This window comes from Phaeobacter sp. (genome assembly GCF_022825805.1).
GTDB lineage: Bacteria > Pseudomonadota > Alphaproteobacteria > Rhodobacterales > Rhodobacteraceae > Phaeobacter.
Map to the genome: position 1 here is coordinate 14158 of NZ_JAJDWC010000098.1, position 20478 is coordinate 34635.

The window sequence follows — 20478 nt, forward strand, 5'->3', positions numbered from 1 at the left end:
GGCCACCTTGCTGATTTGGCCTTCGGCTTATCTCAGCGGACGACATACACCGAACAAGACGAATGCCGGATCACACGGGCCGCGTTGGGACCCAGCAGATAATCCCGCAACTCCGGTTTATAGGCGCCGATCACGATCAGATCGCTGCCTGCCTTTTCCGCGACTTGCAGGATTTCCTGATAGGCTTTGCCGGTTGCCACCAGATGCCGGATCTTGGCGTTTCGATCAGCGCCAAGGATCTCTTCGCAGAGCGATTCGAGCTGCGCTGTCGCCTCTTTGACGGCACGTTCGTGATGGTGCTCCTCAAAGAAACCGGACACCCAGCTCTCCCCGAAATCGGGGAGAACATTCACCACATCCAGTTGAGCCTGATCCAGATCAGCCTGACGTGCAGCCTCCTCCAGGACTTTGCGATCCATGGAATCGCCGCTCAACTCCAAAGCACAGAGAACAGATTTGTTCATACCAGACCCTCCTGACGATTGGCACGAGACCGCTGCATCAGTGCGATGAGCCCCAAGAGCAACAAGGCCGGGATGAAGATCAGCTCTTTGGGCAACTGATCGGACGGCACAGCGACCGCAGCCAAGGTTACAGGCTCATCCAGGTAGAAATCAAACCCGTCCATCATCGGCTGTGCTGGTGTGCCAAACAGGGGCTCCTCCAGCTTGACGACCCCGTCTTCTTCCAGCGTCAGCAGGCCAAACTGATCTAGTGCCGACTGGCCGCCTTCGGCCCCAACGGTCAGAACCAATGTGGTTTCCGTCATCTCACCCGTGTCGAAATCCGGGCCCGCCACCGTCAGCCGGACATTTGTGCCTTCGGGCACTGTGTCCAACGCGGTCGCCAGCTGCGCGGGTGCAACCGCTGTGAACGGCGGCTGGATCTGATCCATGAAGAACCCCGGACGGAAAATCGCAAAGGCAATCGCCACCAGTGCCACGCTTTCGTAAATGCGGCTGCGGGTGATGAAATACCCCATGGTTCCGGCTGTAAACACCAGGATCGCTATTGTGGCTGTGATCGCAACCAACACCCCTTGCGTCCAGGTCACATCAATCAACAAGAGGTCCGTGTTGAAGATGAACACAAACGGCAAGGCCACCGTACGCAGGCTGTAGAAGAACGCCGTGAACCCAGTGCGGATTGCATCGCCCCCAGACACGGCCGCAGCAGCAAAACTTGCCAGACCAACTGGCGGGGTCACATCCGCCATGATGCCAAAGTAGAAGACGAACAGGTGCACCGCGATCAGCGGCACAATCAGCCCCGATTGCGCGCCCAGTTCAACCACCACGCCGGCCATCAGCGAGCTGACCACGATGTAGTTGGCTGTGGTCGGCAAACCCATCCCCAGGATCAGGGAGAGGATCCCCACCATGACCAGCATCAGGATCAGATTGCCGCCGGACAGGAACTCAACCAGATCCGCCATCACCTGCCCCACGCCCGTCAAGGTCACGGTGCCCACGATCACGCCTGCCGTTGCGGTGGCCAGCGCGATACCGATCATGTTGCGCGCGCCATCAACCATACCATGCCAAAGATCGTTGAGACCGTCGATCACGCTATGGGCCAGATTGCTTTGGCCGCGGAACAGCGCTTTCAGCGGACGTTGTGTCACCAGGATGATGAACAGCAGCGCGGTCGCCCAGAAGGCGGACAGACCAGGCGACTTCTGCTCGATCATCAGGAAATAAACCAACACAACAATCGGCAGCAGATAGTGCAGGCCGGCTTTGTAGATCTCGGAAATCTCAGGCAGCTCGACCTCTTTGGCGTTGGGGTCATCAGGTTCCAGATCCGGCACCTGCGACGCCAGATAGACCAGCCCGATATACACCAGCGCCACCAGAACGGTGATGATCAAACCAGACGCGCTCGGCGCGACGGTTTCGATGGCATCAACTGGGAACTGGGTGCCGTAGCAGAGCCCAGCGAAAACCAGAAAGAAGCTCAGCATACCAAGCGCGGTGCGCATCAGGTTGACTTCGCGGTTGCCAAGCGTCGGCATGTTCCGCTTCACCGCTTCCAGATGCACGATGTAAATCAGCGCGATGTAGGAAATCGCCGCAGGCAGGAACGCGTGGGTGATCACCTCCACGTAAGAGATGCCCACATATTCCACCATCAGGAAGGCCGCAGCGCCCATCACCGGTGGCATGATCTGCCCGTTCACGGAAGAGGCAACCTCAACAGAGCCCGCTTGCTCCGAGCTGAAGCCTACGCGTTTCATCAATGGAATGGTGAAGGTACCTGTGGTGACAACATTGGCGATGGACGAGCCGGAAATCAAACCGGTGGCGGCAGATCCCACAACGGCTGCTTTGGCCGGACCGCCACGCAGGTGGCCCAGGGCCCCGAACGCCATTTTGATGAAGTAGTTGCCAGCGCCCGCCTTATCCAGAAGCGCGCCAAACAGAACGAAGAGGAAAACAAACTTTGTCGAAACGCCAAGGGCGATGCCAAACACCCCTTCGGAGGTGATCCACATCTGTTCCATCGCGCGTTCGACCGATGCGTCCTTCCAGCGGATCACGTCAGGGACAAACTCTGACGAACCATAAAAGACGTAGAGCAGGAAAATCGACGCCACAATCGCCATGGCCGGGCCAAGTGCGCGGCGCGCACCCTCGAACAACAACACCAGGCCGATCGCGGCAAAGACGGTGTCTGTCTCGTCGCCCTTACCGCCGGCATTCACGATTTTTTCGTAGAAAATATACCCGTAAAGCGCGGTGAACGTGCCCAAGAGCGCGAGGATCCAATCCTGCACCGGGATGCGGTCCGTTGGGCTTGATTTCAGCGCCGGATAGGCGGCGTAGGCCAGAAAAATAGCAAAGGCCAGATGGATCTGACGCGAGTTGTTGACGACGCTGCCCGGCAGCACGACATTTGCAATCGGCGATGCTAGCAGGACCTGAAAGATGGACCAGATGCAGGCGACAATGGCCAGAAACAGGCCGACACTGCCAACCGGATTGCGGGCCCCGGAGTCTGACGAGGCAACCAGAGCCTGCAGCTCTTCCTCTGTCAGCGGCCGATTGCCCTGAGTATCACTTTTCATGGTGTTTTCCCCTCGAAAGCCCGTGCAGCCACAATTGGACACAGCTTTACCGTTTATTGGCACCTGGATCGGCGGAGGCGAGGATCGCAGGTGCAAAACGGGGCGCCGCAGCGCCCCGCTCGATCAGATGGCTCGACTTACTCGATCCAGCCCTGTTCTTTGTAGTACTTCGCAGCACCCGCGTGCAGCGGTGCGGACAGACCTGCAGTTGCCATTTCTTCTGGCTTCAGGTTTGCAAACGCCGGGTGCAGCTTTTTGAAGTCGTCGAAGTTTTCGAACACAGACTTCACAACGGTGTAGACCGCCTCTTCGGACACCGCGTCGGAGGTGACGAAGGTTGCGCCAACGCCGAAGGTCGCAGTGTCTGCGTCAGAACCACGATACATGCCGCCGGGGATGGTGGCCGAACGGTAGAAAGAGTTGTCAGCAATCAGCTTTTCAACCGCTTCGCCATCAACGGTGACCAGAACAGAATCACATGCTGTGGTGGCTTCCTGGATGGAGCCGGACGGGTGACCAACGGTGTAGACCATTGCGTCGATCTGGTTGTCACACAGCGCTGCGGACTGTTCAGCCGCCTTCAGCTCGGTTGCCAGCGCAAAGCTGTCCATGCCGAGACCTTTGGCTTCCATCAGCACTTCCATGGTGCCGCGCTGACCGGACCCTGGGTTGCCGATGTTGACGCGCTTGCCCTGCAGGTCGTCAAAGTTGGTGATTCCGGAGTCGGCACGTGCCACAACGGTGAAGGGCTCGGGGTGCACAGAGAAGACGGCCCGCAGACCTTCGAATGCGCCCTGATCTTCGAACTTGGAGGTGCCGTTGTAGGCGTGGTACTGCCAGTCGGACTGCGCCACACCAAACTCCAGCTCGCCTTCGCGGATGGTGTTGATGTTGTAGACAGAGCCACCGGTGGACTCAACCGAGCAACGGATGCCGTGCTCTTTGCGGCCTTTGTTCACCAGACGGCAGATCGCGCCGCCAGTCGGGTAGTAGACGCCTGTCACACCACCGGTGCCGATGGTGATGAACTCTTCTGCCATTGCTGCTGGCGCCAGGAAGGTGCTTGCAACCAGGGCGCTGATGGCCAGTTTCGTTTTGGTCATAATTGTTATTCTCCCACTTTTTTTTCGAAACCGATGTGTCGCATTGGGTGCGACCGGGTTTGTGAACCCGTCGAGACATATAGAAGCCAGTTTCGTGTTGTCCTCTGCTGGGGTCGGATTTTTTCTCTCTTTCCCAGCGAGTAACAAAACCGTTTCAGGCGGTTTGGTCCAAGTCAACAACGCCGTTGTCGCCTGTTCCACCAAAGCTGGCGGAATCTGCTTATTTGGCGTGTACAGTTGAATTTTCCCCCTCTGCCCTGTCCAACCGGATCCGACACACTGTGTCAGAACGTCGCAGTCAGATGCAAGAGAAACCGTACGGCGATAACCACCCCATGTTCTGGCCATATATGTCCAGGGCTGAGCCCCGCTGACATGTTCGGCGCTGCTGTATGTGAGCGCTCGCAGCTCTGCAAGTCGGAAATGCGCGGTCCTGAAATTTCTCAACATATGTCGCGCGGGTCAACTGTTTGGTTGCCCAAGGTCACCGATACATGCGCTTTGGCGGCGCGGGCGCATTGCACTTTGTGGCCCGTTTGATACGACTGCGCAAAGGCATTCAGGACCGCAGGAGATCGCTATGAAAGTCAATGGCACCCATTACCGCTCGCTTTGGTGGGACAACGACCAATCGGTCTTGATGATCATCGATCAACGCTGGCTGCCGCATGAGTTTCGGATCCAGCCTGTGGAAACGTTGGAGGATTATGCCGCCGCAATCGTGGAGATGCGGGTGCGCGGCGCGCCACTGATCGGGGCGACAGCAGCCTACGGTATGGCGCTGGCAGCGCAGAAGGATCCATCCGACGAAGGATTGCAGCAGGCCTGGACGCTTTTGAACGCAACCCGCCCGACCGCGATCAATCTGCGCTGGGCGCTGGATCGCTGCTTGGCGGCCCTGACACCCCTGCCCGTCGCAGATCGTGCCGCGGCCGCACTGCAACTGGCCCATGACATCGCGGACGAAGATGTCGAAATCAACCGCCGCATCGGCGAACATGGCCTGACCCTGATCCGGGACATTGCCAGCCGCAAACCAGCAGGTGAGCCGGTGCGCCTGCTCACCCATTGCAACGCAGGTTGGATCGCGACGGTTGATTGGGGCACAGCAACCAGCCCGATGTATCAGGCCCATGACGCAGGGATCCCCCTCCATGTCTGGGTGGATGAAACCCGCCCCCGCAATCAGGGCGCGCTGACATCTTGGGAACTGGGCAGCCACGGGATTGCGCATAGCTATATCACCGACAATGCAGGCGGGCATCTGATGCAGCATGGGCAAGTCGATCTGGTGATCACCGGCACCGATCGCACCACGCGTTGCGGCGATGTCTGCAACAAGATCGGCACCTATCTCAAGGCGCTGGCGGCCCATGACAATGGTGTTCCTTTCTATGTTGCGCTGCCCTCTCCGACCATCGACTGGACCGTCAGCGACGGCGTGGCTGAAATCCCGATCGAGGATCGCGCCGAACGCGAGGTGAGCCATGTGCAAGGCCTGCTGGACGATGGCACCATCGGTGTCACCCAAGTCAGCCCTACCGGCACCGCCTGCGGCAACCCCGCCTTTGATGTCACCCCCAGCCGCCTGGTCACCGGGCTCATCACCGAGCGCGGCATCTGTGCGGCCAGCGAAGACGGTCTGGCCCAACTGTTTCCAGATCTCGCAGCGCGATAGGAGCCGCCATGTCCAGCGCCGCCCCCGCCGACAGCGAAGCCCTGCGCCAATCGATCATAGATGCCTGTTTGGAGATGAACGAGACCGGTCTCAATCAGGGCACATCAGGCAATATCTCGCACCGCATCGCAGGGGACGCGATGCTGGTCACCCCTTCTGGGGTGCCCTATGCGCAGATGACACCTGATATGATCGTCCGTCTGCCGCTGCACCAGTCGTTTTCACTCGCCGATCAACCAGTGGCACCATCGTCTGAGTGGCGCTTTCACCGCGACCTTCTGGTGGCCCGGCCGGATGTGATGGCGGTGGTGCATGCCCATCCGGCCCATTGCTGCGCCCTGGCTGTGAACCACATGTCGATCCCGCCCTGCCACTATATGGTTGCGGCGTTTGGCGGTGGCGATGTGCCCTTGGCGGATTACGCGTTGTTCGGCACACAAGAGCTGTCCGAGAATGTGGTGCGGGCGATGGACAATCGGCAGGGCTGCCTGATGGCAAATCACGGCGCCTTGGTCTGCGGTGACACACTCGCCAAAGCCATGTGGCGGATGGTGGAGCTGGAAAGCCTCGCAAAAACCTATGTGCTGGCACGCAGCATCGGTGACCCTGTTTTGCTGAGCGAAGACCAGATTGCCGAGGCACTTGCCGCATTTGCCACCTATGGTTTGAAAACCCGCTAAACGGAATTGCTCGCCTCCAATGTGTTTGGCCGCGCGGGCCCGACGGCCCCAAGAGCAAGACGCGCATACCCCGAAGAATGGGCACACCGGCAATGCCGACGTGCTTTATCCTCAACCCACCAACCAAGCCGCGCCACGCCACACCATGCCGATGCATGCCGATCCAGCGCAAATCGCGGTCCATGCCTGAGAGTTCGCACATGACATATCCGCTGATTTTTGATGGCCACAACGACCTGTTGTTGCAGCTGCATACGATGAACGTCGCCCCGGGCCAGGATGGGTTTCAGGGCGCGGGCGGCCACCATATTGATCTGGCCAAGGCCAAAGCAGGCGGATTTGCGGGCGGGTTTTTCGCGATTTTTGTGCCCGATGGTCAGTCGGACACAAATCTGTCCGACATGCTGAAGCCAAGCTATGATCTGCCGCTGCCCCCTGAACTGCCCTGGGCGGATGCCAGCCGTGTTGCCCTGTCTCAGGCAGCAGCGTTGTTGGGGTTGGAACGCGACGGTGCCTTGCGGATTTGCCGCAACACCTCGGACATCCGCAGTGCCATGGCCGATGGTGTCATGGCGGCTGTCATGCATTTGGAGGGCGCCGAGGCCATCGATCGCGATCTGGCGATGTTGGATGTGCTCTATGCCGCTGGTCTGCGGTCCCTGGGGCCAGTGTGGTCCCGCCCGACCCTGTTTGGCCATGGCGTGCCCTTCCAATTTCCCGGCTCCCCCGACAGCGGCCCTGGGCTCACGACCGATGGGCGGCGACTGATTGCGCGGTGCAACGCTCTGGGTGTGATGATTGATCTGTCCCATTTGAACGAAGCGGGCTTTTGGGACGTCGCACAGCTAAGCCAGGCACCGTTGGTGGCGACCCATTCCAACGCCCATGCCCTGACCGCGCACAGCCGCAATCTGACCGACCGTCAGCTGCACGCGATCCGCGACAGCGACGGGATGGTGGGGCTGAATTTCGCCGTTGCCTTCCTGCGTGAAGATGGGCGCATGGATGCCGACACACCGCTGGAAGCCATGCTGCGGCACCTCGACCATCTGCTGACCCAACTGGGCGAAGACCGGGTTGGGTTTGGCTCGGATTTTGACGGCGCGGTGGTGCCACAGGACATCGGTTCGATTGCGGGTTTGCCCCGGCTGTTGGACGCACTGCGGGCCCATGGGTTTGACGATGCGCTGCTGACCAAACTGTGTCATGGCAATTGGCTGCGCGTCATGGACCTGACCTGGACATCCGCGCCCTAAGCCCAGGGACCACGCCCAAGCGTCAACCTGCGCAGATCACGTGCCGACCTCCAGGTATTTGCGGATCGCGGGATCAATCCGGGTGCTGTGTTGCGGATAGATGCCACAGGCGCGGATCGCATCCCGCGCACTGACCCGTTCGTCGAGCCGCTTCCATATGGTTTTGGCCGCATAGGGGTGCGGAAACGGCCGCCAGGCCAGCCCCATCGTCATCCCCCGCAGATATTTCAGCTCCTGGCGGTGGGCGGTGTGCAACACAGTCTGCGCCACGGACCCTTCCCGGATCATCTCATGCTCGGTTGCAAATATCCGGTTCCCACGCATGGTCACCAATCCCTCATAGCGTGAGATCTGCCGCACGCTGTTGTCGGCGGACACGGCGCTTTCACGGCTTTTGATCACCATCATGCCATCCCGCTCAACAATGCGGATCAGGGAACAAAAGATCTTTCCTTCCCAGGACGGCGTGCAGAAATACGAGTGATAAAACCCCGCATAGCGGCGCAGGTTCTGTTGCTGATCACGAAAAGGCTGCATGAATTGCTCAACCGGGGTTGCGGTCGGGTCGGTGGGTGTTGCCCGCAGCGCCTGTTCGAACGACAGCTCATCCGAAAAAAGCTGCCGCTCCGTCAGCCCAAAATGCCGCGCAATCCGGCGCAGATTATGCGCCGAGGGCAAGCTGCTGCCATTGAGGTAGCGGTTGAATTGCTGGCGGTTGATTCCGATGTCCCGACAGATCTGTGAAATGCTGCCAAATTCTGCGCAAAGCGACTTCAAATTTGCAGCAAAATTCTCATTCATCGATCAAAACCTTTCGCGTTTTGACGCGAATTGACATCAGCTCGCGTCAGTTCGCCTAAAGTTGCACAATTTATCTTTGCTGCAAACTCGTATCGGGTGGCGCGAAGGATTTAATCGACTGAGCCCAAGATGACCGTTCTCATTCCGCATTTGTCGCCCCAACCGGCCGTTCGTTTCCGCAGGCCTGCGTGCCGCGCGAAACACCCGGCAAGCGTACTAAACCAGCGATCAGGGATTGCGGGCCACGCGCCACTGCAGGCGGAGAACACCAGGCAAAGTTGAGCCAAAGACGCCAGATATCCGGACACCCCCACAAAGATCCGGAACAGGCGCAGACAATCCATCAAACAACAGGGAGAGACCAAAGATGAAATTGCACTGGAGCCGAACCGCCGTGGGCCGCCGCGGGTTTTTGAAAGGCGCAACCGCCCTTGGTGCGGCAGCCTCGCTGCCCGGCGGGATGGCAACACGCGCCGCCGCCGCCGATGACAGCACACTGCGGGTGCGCGCCTACGGCGATATGCAAAGCATGGATCCCGCCTACAGCGTTGGGGTCACGGACGAGGAAATCCATGCCTCCGTCTACAACAAACTGGTGCAATACAAACCCGGCCGCGAGTGGGATTGGCAGTTGGATGCCGCGTCGATGGTCGAGCAAGTGGATCCCACCCACATCAAATTCGCGCTGCGCGATGACATCGGCTTTACCAACGGCTTTGGCGCGATGACGGCCGAGGACGTGAAATTCAGTTTCGAGCGCATCGTGGCCGATGCCACCGAAAGCCCGAACAAACCAGACATGGGCCCGCTCAGGCATGTGGAGGTCACGGGCGAGCGTGAAGGCACCATTGTTCTGAACGAACCCTTCGCTCCGCTCTGGAGCATTGCCCTGCCCTATATCGCGGGCAACATCGTCTCAAGAGCCGCCTGGAGCGCCAATGACGGCAAGGTCACAACAACACCGCCCGCGGAGAGCGGACCCTATCTGCGCGCCAGCTGGTCGCCCAAAGAAAAGACCGTCCTGAAGCGAAACCCAGACTGGCGCGGCGAAGCCCCGGCCTGGGACAACATCGAAATTCTGCCCATCGATGATGAAAACACCGCCGAAATCGCGTTTGAAGCGGGTGAACTGGATTTCACCCGCGTTTCGCTGGGCTCTGTTGCGCGCTACCGCGATGGCGTGCCAAACGGCGGCGCGCTGCTGGAATACCCATCGCTGTATTACGCATGGCTGGGCATGAACCTCGATCACCCAAAGCTGCAGAACCCAAAACTTCGGGCTGCGATCCAACACGCCATTGACGTGCCAACTGTGCTGGAAGCTGCGTATTTTGGTGCAGTGGAGCCCTCCACCGGGATCATTGCACCGGGTCTTGTCGGCAACCGCGCGGCCTCCAAAATTCCGCCAGAGGCCGATTTCACCAAAGCCGCACAGCTGTTGGCCGAAAGCGGAGAGACAAATGTCACGCTCAAACTGGACACGTTGAACAAAACCACCTTTACCACTGCGGCGCAGGTTATTCAGGCCACGCTTGCCACGATCGGGATCACGGTGGAGGTCAACGTCCTTGAATCCGGTGCCTTCTGGGCCAGCGCCGAAAACGAAGATCTGCAGCTTGTGTTGAACCGGTTCTCGATGACGCCAGACCCCTATTATGCCACGGCCTGGTTCACCACCGAACAGGTTGGTCATTGGAACTGGGAGCGGTTCTCCAACCCGGAATTCGACCAGATCCACCAAAGCGCCTTTAAGGAAAGCGATCTGGACAAACGCGCGGCGCTCTATCAACGGGCTCAGGACCTGATGGAAGACAGCGGTGCCTACCGCTTTTTGACCCATGAGGCGACACCGGTGGTCCATTCCTCCCGGGTCATGCCCGCGCTGCGCCCCGATGGTTTGGCGCTGCTGCGGTATTTCGAAAAAGGCTAATCCAAAGCCAGAAACGGGCGGCGCAGCAGGTCTGCGCCGTCCATGTGCTGCCCGTTGCAGCCCTAGGGAGAAGTTTCATCATGTTGCTTGGATATGCCTTGCGACGGTTCGGCGTGGCCGCTGTGACGCTGTTCGTTGCGGTCACACTGATGTTCGTCATGATCCGTTTGGTGCCCGGAGATCCGGTCCAGATCCTGCTTGGCCCGCGTGCCACACCAGAACTGCAGGCCCGGCTGACCGCGGAATTGGCCCTGGATCAGCCGCTGCTGCGCCAGTTGCTGATTTTCTATGGCAACCTGCTGCAGGGCAATCTGGGGGTGGATGTCTTCTCCGGGCGTCCCGTGACGCTGATCGTGCTGGAACAGCTGCCACATACGCTGCGGTTGATCTTCGCCTCCGTGCTGTGGTCCGTGCCGATCGGCATTCTGCTCGGTGCCTATGCAGCGGCCCGTCCCAACACGCTATTTGATCGCGTCTCTGCTGTGATCTCTGTTGGGGTGGTAGCAGCGCCAGCCTTTGTTGTCGCGCTGCTCTCCCTGCTGCTGTTTTCTGTTCATCTCCGGTGGTTTCCGGCCATCGGCGCTGGTGAAGGATTTTGGGATCAACTGAGACATCTGGTGCTGCCGGCCTTCGCCATCGGGCTCAGCTGGATTGGGTATATCGCGCGGATCATGCGCGCCTCCATGCTGGAAGTCATGGGCGCCGATCACATCCGCACCCTGCGCGCACTTGGCGTGGCAGAGCGCCCCATCGTGTTGATCTACGCGCTGCGCGTCGCTGTGCTGCCGGTGGTGACCATCATCGGGGTTGGCGTGGGCTTCCTGCTCAGTTCTGCGGTGTTTGCCGAAATCGTTTTTGCCCGGCCCGGGATCGGCAAGCTGGTGATCGACGCCATCACAACACGCAACTACCCCATCGTGATGGGCGCCGTGCTGATGTCCACCGCCTTGTTTGTCACGGCAACCACGGTTGCTGATCTGATCAACGCTATGCTGGACCCGCGCGCGCGGGCCGGAAAGTAACCCATGACTGTCTTGAAATCGCAATCCCGCAGCTCCCAAATTCTGCGCGCCGTTCTGCGCGACCGGCTTGGCATGGTGGGTCTGGTCATCGTCACGCTGGTGGTCGCCTGTGCGCTGTTCGCGCCCTGGATCGTCCCGCACGATCCCAATGCCATGAACATTCAGGACCGCCTGCAAGGGCCCTCGCTGCAGTATCTTCTGGGCACTGATCAACTCGGGCGGGATATTTTCTCGCGGATGCTGATGGGCGCACAGATCGCGCTGAAGGTCGCGTTGCCGGCAGTGTTTGGAGCGATGGTCATTGGCATGCTGCTGGGGATGATCGCAGGCTTTGGGCCAGAATGGTTGGACAGTCTGCTGATGCTGGTGTTCGACACCATTCGCTCCTTTCCGACCGTGATGTTTGCCCTGGCCGTTGTGGCGCTGGTCGGCCCAAGCCTGAACACGGTGATCCTGGTGGTGATGCTGACGTCCATTCCGACCTATGCCCGGGTGGCACGGACCCAAACCATGAGCCTGCGCAGCGCGGACTTTGTGATGGCGGCACGCGCGGCCGGCACCTCCAGCCCCCGCATTCTGGCCATTCACCTGGCACCCAATACGGTTGGGGTGCTGGCGGTCCTGATGGCAATGGACATCCCGACAGTTGTCGCGTTGGAGGCAGGCCTGTCCTTTCTCGGCCTCGGGGTCAAGCCACCGACCCCCAGCTGGGGCGCATTGCTGAAGGATGGCTATGCGCTCATCCGTCAAACGCCCTGGCTGATTGTTGCCGGGGGGCTGCCGATCATCGTCACCACACTTGGCTTTACCTTCTTTGGCGAGGCCCTGCGCGATGCGGTCGATCCCAAAGTCAAGAAAGGCCGCTGATGCAGCCGCGCCCTCACCTTCAACAGCCATCAGCAAGGAACACGACATGCTGGATGTGACAAGATCATCGCCGCCCATCGCCAGTATCCGCGGCTTGCAGGTTGCCTTCTGCACAGAAGACGGCCCGGTCCTGGGTGTCAAAGACGTGTCGTTCGACATTCACCCGGGCGAGACGCTCTGCGTGGTTGGCGAATCCGGATCGGGCAAATCCGTCTCCTCAATGTCGCTGATGCGGCTCATTGATTACAGCGGCGGCATCATCCAGAAGGGGGAGCTGTTGTTTGACACCGGAGCGGCCGCACCCGTTGATCTCGCCCAAGCGGATCAAGCGCTGATGCGTCAAATCCGTGGCAACGCAATCTCGATGATCTTTCAGGAACCGATGACTGCGCTCAACCCGGTGTTCACCATTGGCCATCAGCTGACCATCGGGCTCAAACTCCACAAAGGGCTGAACAGTCAGGACGCCAGAGCCCGCGCCCTGGAGCTGCTGCAACAGGTGCGCATCCCTGAACCCGACCGGCGAATGACGCAATATCCGCATGAAATGTCCGGTGGTATGCGCCAGCGCGTTGTGATCGCCATGGCACTCGCTTGCGAGCCAAAACTGCTGATCGCGGACGAGCCGACAACAGCGCTTGATGTGACTGTTCAGGCAGAAATCCTGTCGCTGATCAACCAGTTGAAAGCGGAAACCGGCACCGCCGTTTTGTTCATCACCCATGACATGGGCGTGGTCGCGCAGATCGCAGACCGGGTGGTTGTCATGTACCGCGGCGACAAGATCGAAGAAGGTCCCGTCGAGGCCATATTCGATGCCCCGCAACAGGCCTACACCCGTGCGCTCCTTGCTGCGGTGCCCCGTCTGGGGGAAATGCAGGGCACAACCTTGCCGGAACCGATGAAGCTCGTTGGCGAAGCGCAGAGCACCTCCGCACCCATTACCGGGACCGACGACGTTTTGCTGAAGGTCGAGAACCTGAAGGTGCGATTTGCAGTAAAGGGCGGGCTGTTGCGGCGCCACGTGGCCAATGTCCATGCCGTCGAGGATGTGTCTTTCACCATCAACAAGGGGCAGACGCTCAGCCTTGTTGGGGAATCGGGATGCGGCAAATCCACGGCGGGACGCGCCATCATGCGACTGCTGCACCCGCAAAGTGGCCAGGTGATTCTGGATGGGCAGGATATGATGGCGCTATCGAAGCGTCAGCTGCGCGCGGCACGCCGCGATGTCCAGATGATCTTCCAGGATCCTTTTGCCTCGCTCAATCCGCAGATCCAGCTCGCCGAACAGGTGGCGGAGCCTCTGCGCAATTTTGGCAACCGGCGCGACCCTGCCATCATGGACCGAGTGGCCACCCTGTTTGACCGCGTCGGTCTGCCCCGCGCCTTTATGCGCCGCTATCCGCATGAGCTGTCTGGGGGCCAACGCCAAGGGGTTGCGATTGCCAGAGCGCTGGCCCCGGCACCAAAGCTGATTGTTGCGGACGAGGCCGTGTCGGCGCTGGATGTTTCGGTCCAGGCGCAGGTCTTGAACCTGATGATGGAACTGCAAGCGGATCTCGGCGTGTCGTTTCTGTTTATCAGCCATGACATGGCCGTGGTGGAGCGCGTGTCCCATCAGGTGGGCGTGATGTATTTGGGGCGCATTGTCGAACTCGGCCCGCGGGCTGCGGTGTTTGAAAACCCGCACCACCCCTATACCCGCGCGCTGATGCAGGCCGTGCCAATTGCCGATCCGCGCAAGCGCCATCTGATCGACAGCCTCGCCTTCCGACCGATCCCGTCGCCGATCAAACCGGTCGGACACACGGCTGAACCATCCCAATATCAACAGGTTGGACCGGATCACTGGCTGCTGACGAACAACCACTATGACGCCGCAGACGCGTCCCAAACGAACTGAAAGCTTCCAATGCATCTCTATTTTAACGGCCCCATCTTAACGATGGACGCTCAGAACTCATGCCCAGAAGCCGTACTGATTGATGGTGCGCGGATCCGCGCCGTGGGCCGCGAGGCCGACCTGCGAAAAATGATGGCACAGGATGATCAGGAAACCGATTTGGCGGGGCGGTGCCTGATCCCGGCGTTCCTGGACCCCCATGGGCATTTCCCAGATCCCGGCTTTATAAGGCTCTTTCGGGTTGATCTCTCTGCGCCACCACGCGGCGACTGCCCCACAATCGGCACCGCGTTGCAGCGCCTCTCCCAGAAGGCCGCGCAGACGCCCGATGGCGACTGGGTCATGGGCGTGCTGTTCGACAATACCGCGGTAAAAGAACAGCGGATGCCGACGCGAGAAGAACTGGACAGCGTGTCAACCAAACACCCGATTTGGGTGATCCATGCCTCCGGCCACAACGGGGTGGCAAACTCGCTGGCGCTGTCACGTCAGGGCATCGACGACACCACCCCCGACCCACTGGGCGGGCGCTATGGCCGCGCCCCGAATACCGGGCAACTCACAGGTCTGGTCGAAGGGCTCGCCGCGATGGGCGCCATGGGGGACACCGATTTTCTGATCGATCGCGACCGGTTTTGGCAGGGCTTTGCTGCCTGCCGCGAGGAGTATTTGGCCCATGGGGTGACCTTTGCCCAGAACGCCTGGACCTCGCAGATGATGCTGGAACATTTTGCCAGCCTTCCCGCAGATCAGGATCCCGGAATTGATCTGGAGCTGTTGCCAATCGCTGAGTTGGAGCCGGGTTTGTCGGACACATTGATCCCCAACCATTGGCCCGGCAATCCGCATTTCACCCTTGGCCCCCGCAAGCTGTTTGCCGACGGCGCGTTTCAATTGCAGACGGCTTACCTGTCGGCTCCCTATCACGTCGTTTCAAATCCCGAACACCCCTGCGGGATGGAATACATGTCGCAGGATGCCATGGATCAACATGTGGGCGATCTGCACCGCGCCGGGTTTCAAATCCACTGCCATTGCAACGGGGACGCGGGCGCCGACATGTTCATCAACGCGGTGGAGGCCGCGATGGACACGGATCCGGCGCCTGGCCCAAGACGCGATCACCGCCATACGATCATCCATGGCCAGACCCTGCGCGATGATCAACTGGCGCGCATGGCCGATCTGGGCATCACAGTCAGCTTCTTTTCCGCCCATATCCATTTTTGGGGCGACACCCACCGCGATGTATTTCTGGGGCCCGAACGGGCGGCTCGCATCTCGCCTGCGGCCTCGGCTGAACGATTTGGTGTGCGATACACAATCCACAATGACGCCTCTGTCACGCCCACGCGGCCGCTGCATCTGGCACATTGTGCGGTGAACCGCCGGACGGCCTCTGGCGCCATCCTTGGCGAAGGCGAAAAAGTCTCTGTTCTCTCGGCGCTGCGCGCGCAGACCATTGATGCCGCTTGGCAGGTGTTCAAAGAAGACGACCGCGGCTCCATCGAGGCCGGTAAACGGGCGGATCTGGTGATCCTCTCTGCCAATCCGATCACGCAGCCAGATGCCCTTCAGTCGATCCAGGTATTGGAAACCATTCGCAACGGGGAAACCGTGTTTCGCGGGGGCGATCTCGCAGTGGAGCCGGCGCAATGATGGATACAGTGGCCGGAATAATGACCGGAACAGTGAGCGAAACAGTGGAAAGCGCCAAACCGCGCCCGGTGATCGCTGTTGCCGGATTTCAGCATGAAACCAACTGCTTTGGCGGCGAAAACGCCACGCTTGCCGATTTCCAAATGGCGGATTCCTGGCCTGAAATGCTGTTCGGCGATCAGGTCATCGCACAGACCAAAGGCCTAAACCTCCCCATCGCCGGGTTCGTTGCAGCCGCAGAAACCGCAGGTCTGCAGGTCAAACCCATCCTGTGGTGCGCGGCAGAACCCTCCGCCGAGGTGACAGACCACGCCTTCGACACCATCGCGAACATGATCTTGGACGGCATCAAAGAAGCTGAGCCGCTGGACGGCATCTACCTTGACCTCCATGGCGCAATGGTGACCGAGCGTTTCGCGGACGGAGAAGGCGAATTGCTGCGGCGGATCCGTGCCCAGGTCGGGCCAGAGATACCGATTGTGATCAGTCTGGATCTCCATGCCAACATCTCTGGCGATATGGTCGCGCAGACACACTACATCGGGATTTTCCGGACCTATCCGCATCTGGACATGGCCGCGACTGGTGCCCGTTGCGCACCGGTGTTGGCCCAACTGCTGAAAGGTGCGCCGCTCTGCAAGGCGCATACAGCCGTCCCCTATTTGATCCCGCTTCATGCGCAATTCACCGGCGCGCCACCGTTTGATGCAATTTACGCCCTGCCCGGCCAGATGGAAACAGACGGTATTCTGGCTGAAATCGCACTGGGCTTCACCGCCGCGGATTTCCCCGACACCGGTCCTGCCTGTTTGGCCTATGCGCCAACACAGCAGGCCGCTGATGCCGCTGCAGATCACATGTTGCAGTGTTTTCTACGCGCCGAGGCCGACATCGACAGTGCGATGCTGACGCCAGAGGCTGCAGCGAAAAAAGCACACGAGCATCATGGAGCGCCTTTGGTCTTGGCGGATGTGCAGGACAATCCCGGCGCGGGTGGCAGTTCCGACAGCACCGGGCTGTTGCGGGCGCTGATCAACCAAGGCTCCACAGATGTGCTGATGGGGCTGATGAATGACGCCGATGCCGCGGCGCAGGCCCATGCCGCAGGCGTTGGCCAGGTGATCCACCTCGCCCTGGGCGGTAAATCGGGGCCAGCAAACAGCCACCCGGTCGCGGCGGAGTTCGAGGTTCTGGCCCTGTCCGATGGGACCTGCCGGTATAGCGGCGAGATGTATGGTGGTGGCATCGCCACCCTTGGCCCCACGGCGGCCCTGCGTTTGCACGGCGCGGACGCGGAAATTGATATTGTGGTCACAAGTCAGCGGAACCAATGTCTGGACCTGGCGCATTTCACTCATATCGGGCTCGACCCAAAGCAATATCGCTGCATCTGCGTCAAAAGCACGGTGCATTTTCGCGCGGCCTTTGACCCCATCGCGGGTGAGATTGTGCCTGTTGCAGCCCCTGGCCTGTTTGTCTGTGATCTGGAACAGCTGCCCTACCGCAATCTAGGGGCCAAACGTTTGCCGAAACACTCAGACGATCAAACGGACAACCGGTGACAATGCATCAGGTCTGCACCATCGCCGCAAACCGCCCCCGGAGCGCGAGGGCGCAGACCCCCGCCAGCACACAACCGCTGGTGATCGCAATTGTTGCATCAAGCCCAAGACCGTCCACCAACCAGCCCATGCCCGCTGTGCCAAGCGTCGCCAGCCCCCAAAACGCGGTCTGGTCCACCGACACAATCAGCCCTCTGTCAGCAACCGGACTGTTGTAGAGATATTTGCCATAGACCAGTGCCTTGCCAACTTTGACGGTGCCAAAACAGCAGACCAACAGACATAGGGCTGTGAAACTCTGCACTTGCATCAACAACAGCAGACCCAGACCGTAGCTGGCCCAGATCACCAACGACACTGCACCCGGTCGTATGATCCTAGCCGAGAGATGTTTCGCAGCGGCCGTGGCCACAATTGCCCCGATCCACGACGCTATTCCCACAAGCGCAATCAGATCCCCCTGTTGCGGAAACTGCGCACGCAGGGTCAGAGGCACCAGAATGTAGCCCGCCGGGATCACTAGCAAACCAAGCAGGCAACTGGACAGCAGAATATCGAAATTCTCCGGGCACAGACGATAGTGACGCATCAGCCGTTGCAACATGCCAGCCTGTACCGCGGCTCCGGCAGCGGTAGGCGTGGTGGAGCCGCCCCGCGGCACCCTGGCATGATCGCCACTGGGATGATGGCGGCGCAGAAACACAACACTGGCCGCCATGAGCATTCCGTTCAGCACAAATCCACCCGTCGCCAATACCACCGGCAACAAAAGCCCTGAGAGGTTCCCGGTCAGTTTGGCCAGATTGTGGGCATTCGCCGCCTGCAGGCCGTTGCTCTGGACCGATTGTTCTGTCGCGCCCACGATGAACGTATCAATTGCCGGATTGGAAATCGCACTGACGATGCCAACCGCGCAGCAATAGATGAAAAAGGCCTGAGGCACGAAGCCAAGCTGTTGATCCACAAATCCATAGGCGATCAGGATCCCGGCAAACAGGCTGGTGGAAACCGTATAGCTCAGCCGCGCTCCAACCCGATCCGTCAGCGCCCCACCCAACACGGTAAAAACCAAAAACGGCGCGAGAACCAGCGCCTGATATGCCCCAATCTGAGTGGCCGAAAGACCCGCATAAAAGGTCATGTACCAAGTGAACAAAACGGTCTGGAGCCCCTCGCCCCAATGCCAAAACCCATAGGCGCGAAAGAAATTGTTGCGAAACATTGTGCCACCTCATCCGACAGATGCTAAGACCGAGGCAGAGGGACCTTCATCCGCACCAAAGCTAGCACTCACCATAATTCTGACCTAAAAGTATACTCACATCATAATTTTAGATCCATAATTATGATTAAACACGGTTTTGTCCAACAATGAAAAGAGCAACACAAGAAATCGTCGGTCTGCGCATGCGAGAACTGCGCAAAGCCAAGGGGTTGACCCTGAAACAACTCGCCGAACGGACCGGCCTCTCGGTGGGATATTTGAGCCAGCTTGAACGCCAGGACGCGGATCCGTCGGTACGCAGTCTCAATGTGATTGGCAAAGCACTGGGTGTGGGAATCAACTGGTTTTTCCCCGATCCCGAGGATGAGGCCGATCCAGAACGTGATATTGTTGTCCGTGCGACCCGCCGCCGTGCGTTGCGGTTTGACTCCGGGGTGCGCGACGAACTGCTAAGCCCGTCGCTCAGCGGTCAGTTGGAAATGATCCTGACAACGCTGGCCCCTGGGGCCAGTTCTGGAGACACTCTGTATTCCCACAAGGGTGAAGAAGGTGGCTATGTGGTCGAAGGCATTCTGGAGCTGACGGTCGAAGATCAGGTGATGCAATTGACCGCAGGAGATTCCTTTCGCTTCGCCTCCACCCGGCCGCACCGCTACCACAATCCTGGCACTGGGCCGACCGTATTGGTCTGGGCTGTCACACCACCGCATTATTGACGACCTTGGGTCTTGGATGTTGTCCTCGCAGGACAGCATGCGCAACGATGTTCCATCACCTGCGATGATGAACAATTCCAAAAACACGTCATTGATTTTGCGGTGGTGCCCAAGGAGAGACTCGAACTCTCACGATGTTACCATCGGGGGATTTTGAATCCCCTGCGTCTACCATTCCGCCACTTGGGCACTGGGGCTTTCCTACAAAAGGCTGCTGGCAACGTCCAGAGCCAAAACAGAAAACTTGGCAGAAAATATGCTGTCGATCACAAAACCCGCGCGCCGAGGCCGTGATGGGATCGCTTGCATCCAAGAGAGATGACAGGATCCGCGACATTTGGCGTGCGGCGGCGTTGGTTGACCTTTCCCGCTGCTCGTGGCACCGCTTGCACCCAGATCGATAGACCTAGACAGACATTGGGTGACCATGCTTCGCGCGACCTATGACAAGACGATGGCCCTCGCAGATCACCCCAAAGCGCTGTGGTGGCTTGCGGCCGTTGCGTTTGTGGAAAGCTCCGTCTTTCCGATCCCGCCGGATGTGATGATGATCCCGATGATCCTGGCGCGGCCCAAACAAGCCTGGCTGATCGCCCTGGTCGCCTTGGTTGCATCCGTCGCAGGTGGCGTTTTCGGATATGCCATCGGTGCCTTTTTCTACGAAAGCATCGGCCAACCAGTGCTGGCCGCGATGGGCAAGGCGGAAGCGATGAGCGCGTTCAACACCCGGTTCAACGATTTTGGATTTTGGGCCGTGCTGGGCGCTGGTGTCACGCCGTTCCCTTACAAGGTCATCACCATCATGTCGGGTTGGACGGGCATGCCGCTCGGCACGTTTATCGCCACCTCGATCCTGGCGCGGGCGCTGCGGTTCTTCCTGGTGGCGGCGCTGCTGTGGAAATTCGGCCGTCCTATTCGCACCTTCATCGAACAGCGGTTGGGATTGGTGTTTACCGTGTTTGTGGTTCTTCTTTTTGGCGGCTTCTTGGTTTTAAAGGCGTTTTGA

General features: G+C 59.5%; 16 protein-coding genes and 1 tRNA gene. 11 read left to right on the plus strand and 6 right to left on the minus strand.

The window, feature by feature from the left end; translation table 11 throughout:
• Positions 1–32: 32 nt before the first annotated feature.
• The 3 genes from Q0C28_RS10955 to Q0C28_RS10965 all read right to left on the minus strand — a co-directional run bounded on the left by Q0C28_RS10955 (position 33) and on the right by Q0C28_RS10965 (position 4170).
• Positions 33–464 carry a universal stress protein gene (locus tag Q0C28_RS10955; RefSeq protein ID WP_293575706.1) on the minus strand — a complete coding sequence of 144 codons (432 nt, stop codon included), beginning with the start codon at positions 462–464 and terminating at the stop codon, positions 33–35.
• Positions 461–3067 (minus strand): TRAP transporter permease, encoded by a 2607-nt coding sequence (locus tag Q0C28_RS10960; protein ID WP_293575708.1) that lies wholly within the window; start codon positions 3065–3067, stop codon positions 461–463. The genes Q0C28_RS10955 and Q0C28_RS10960 overlap by 4 nt, the downstream gene beginning before the upstream one ends.
• A 137-nt stretch (positions 3068–3204) precedes the next feature.
• Complete coding sequence (locus Q0C28_RS10965) at positions 3205–4170, minus strand: TAXI family TRAP transporter solute-binding subunit (RefSeq protein ID WP_293575710.1); 966 nt, start codon at positions 4168–4170, stop codon at positions 3205–3207.
• A gap of 580 nt (positions 4171–4750) precedes the next feature.
• Between Q0C28_RS10965 and mtnA the strand changes: the two genes are divergently transcribed.
• The 3 genes from mtnA to Q0C28_RS10980 all read left to right on the plus strand — a co-directional run bounded on the left by mtnA (position 4751) and on the right by Q0C28_RS10980 (position 7784).
• Positions 4751–5848, plus strand: coding sequence for an S-methyl-5-thioribose-1-phosphate isomerase (gene mtnA, locus Q0C28_RS10970; protein WP_293575712.1), 1098 nt, complete (start codon positions 4751–4753; stop codon positions 5846–5848).
• An 8-nt stretch (positions 5849–5856) separates the two neighbouring features.
• Entirely contained in the window at positions 5857–6528 is a 672-nt protein-coding gene (locus tag Q0C28_RS10975) for a class II aldolase/adducin family protein (RefSeq protein WP_293575714.1), read from the plus strand.
• Between the two features lie 200 nt (positions 6529–6728).
• Positions 6729–7784 (plus strand): dipeptidase, encoded by a 1056-nt coding sequence (locus Q0C28_RS10980; RefSeq protein WP_293575716.1) that lies wholly within the window; start codon positions 6729–6731, stop codon positions 7782–7784.
• A gap of 36 nt (positions 7785–7820) precedes the next feature.
• On the opposite strand, the gene Q0C28_RS10985 is transcribed toward Q0C28_RS10980, so the two are convergent.
• Positions 7821–8585: a helix-turn-helix transcriptional regulator gene (locus tag Q0C28_RS10985; protein WP_293575718.1), complete on the minus strand. Its 765-nt coding sequence runs from the start codon at positions 8583–8585 to the stop codon at positions 7821–7823.
• 367 nt (positions 8586–8952) lie between these two features.
• On the opposite strand from Q0C28_RS10985, the gene Q0C28_RS10990 reads away from it, so the two are divergent.
• The 6 genes from Q0C28_RS10990 (at position 8953) to Q0C28_RS11015 (ending at position 17531) form a co-directional block, all read left to right on the plus strand.
• Positions 8953–10515 (plus strand): ABC transporter substrate-binding protein, encoded by a 1563-nt coding sequence (locus Q0C28_RS10990; RefSeq protein WP_293575720.1) that lies wholly within the window; start codon positions 8953–8955, stop codon positions 10513–10515.
• Between the two features lie 83 nt (positions 10516–10598).
• Positions 10599–11537, plus strand: coding sequence for an ABC transporter permease (locus tag Q0C28_RS10995; protein ID WP_293575756.1), 939 nt, complete (start codon positions 10599–10601; stop codon positions 11535–11537).
• 3 nt (positions 11538–11540) lie between these two features.
• The gene (locus Q0C28_RS11000) at positions 11541–12404 is read left to right on the plus strand and encodes an ABC transporter permease (RefSeq protein WP_293575722.1); all 864 of its coding nucleotides are present in this window, start codon (positions 11541–11543) and stop codon (positions 12402–12404) included.
• Between the two features lie 46 nt (positions 12405–12450).
• Complete coding sequence (locus Q0C28_RS11005; RefSeq protein ID WP_293575724.1) at positions 12451–14310, plus strand: ABC transporter ATP-binding protein; 1860 nt, start codon at positions 12451–12453, stop codon at positions 14308–14310.
• A 9-nt stretch (positions 14311–14319) separates the two neighbouring features.
• Complete coding sequence (locus Q0C28_RS11010; protein WP_293575726.1) at positions 14320–15969, plus strand: amidohydrolase; 1650 nt, start codon at positions 14320–14322, stop codon at positions 15967–15969.
• Entirely contained in the window at positions 15966–17531 is a 1566-nt protein-coding gene (locus Q0C28_RS11015) for a M81 family metallopeptidase (RefSeq protein WP_293575728.1), read from the plus strand. The genes Q0C28_RS11010 and Q0C28_RS11015 overlap by 4 nt, the downstream gene beginning before the upstream one ends.
• Before the next feature lie 7 nt (positions 17532–17538).
• Here Q0C28_RS11015 and Q0C28_RS11020 read toward each other — a convergent pair whose 3' ends face one another.
• Entirely contained in the window at positions 17539–18753 is a 1215-nt protein-coding gene (locus Q0C28_RS11020; protein WP_293575730.1) for an MFS transporter, read from the minus strand.
• A 149-nt stretch (positions 18754–18902) separates the two neighbouring features.
• Between Q0C28_RS11020 and Q0C28_RS11025 the strand changes: the two genes are divergently transcribed.
• Positions 18903–19472, plus strand: coding sequence for an XRE family transcriptional regulator (locus Q0C28_RS11025; protein WP_293575732.1), 570 nt, complete (start codon positions 18903–18905; stop codon positions 19470–19472).
• A gap of 103 nt (positions 19473–19575) precedes the next feature.
• Here the strand turns inward: Q0C28_RS11025 and Q0C28_RS11030 are convergent.
• Positions 19576–19661 (minus strand) — tRNA-Leu (locus tag Q0C28_RS11030).
• A gap of 238 nt (positions 19662–19899) precedes the next feature.
• Here Q0C28_RS11030 and Q0C28_RS11035 point away from each other — a divergent pair.
• A complete protein-coding gene (locus tag Q0C28_RS11035; protein WP_293575758.1) occupies positions 19900–20478 on the plus strand; it encodes a YqaA family protein in 579 nt (192 codons plus the stop codon).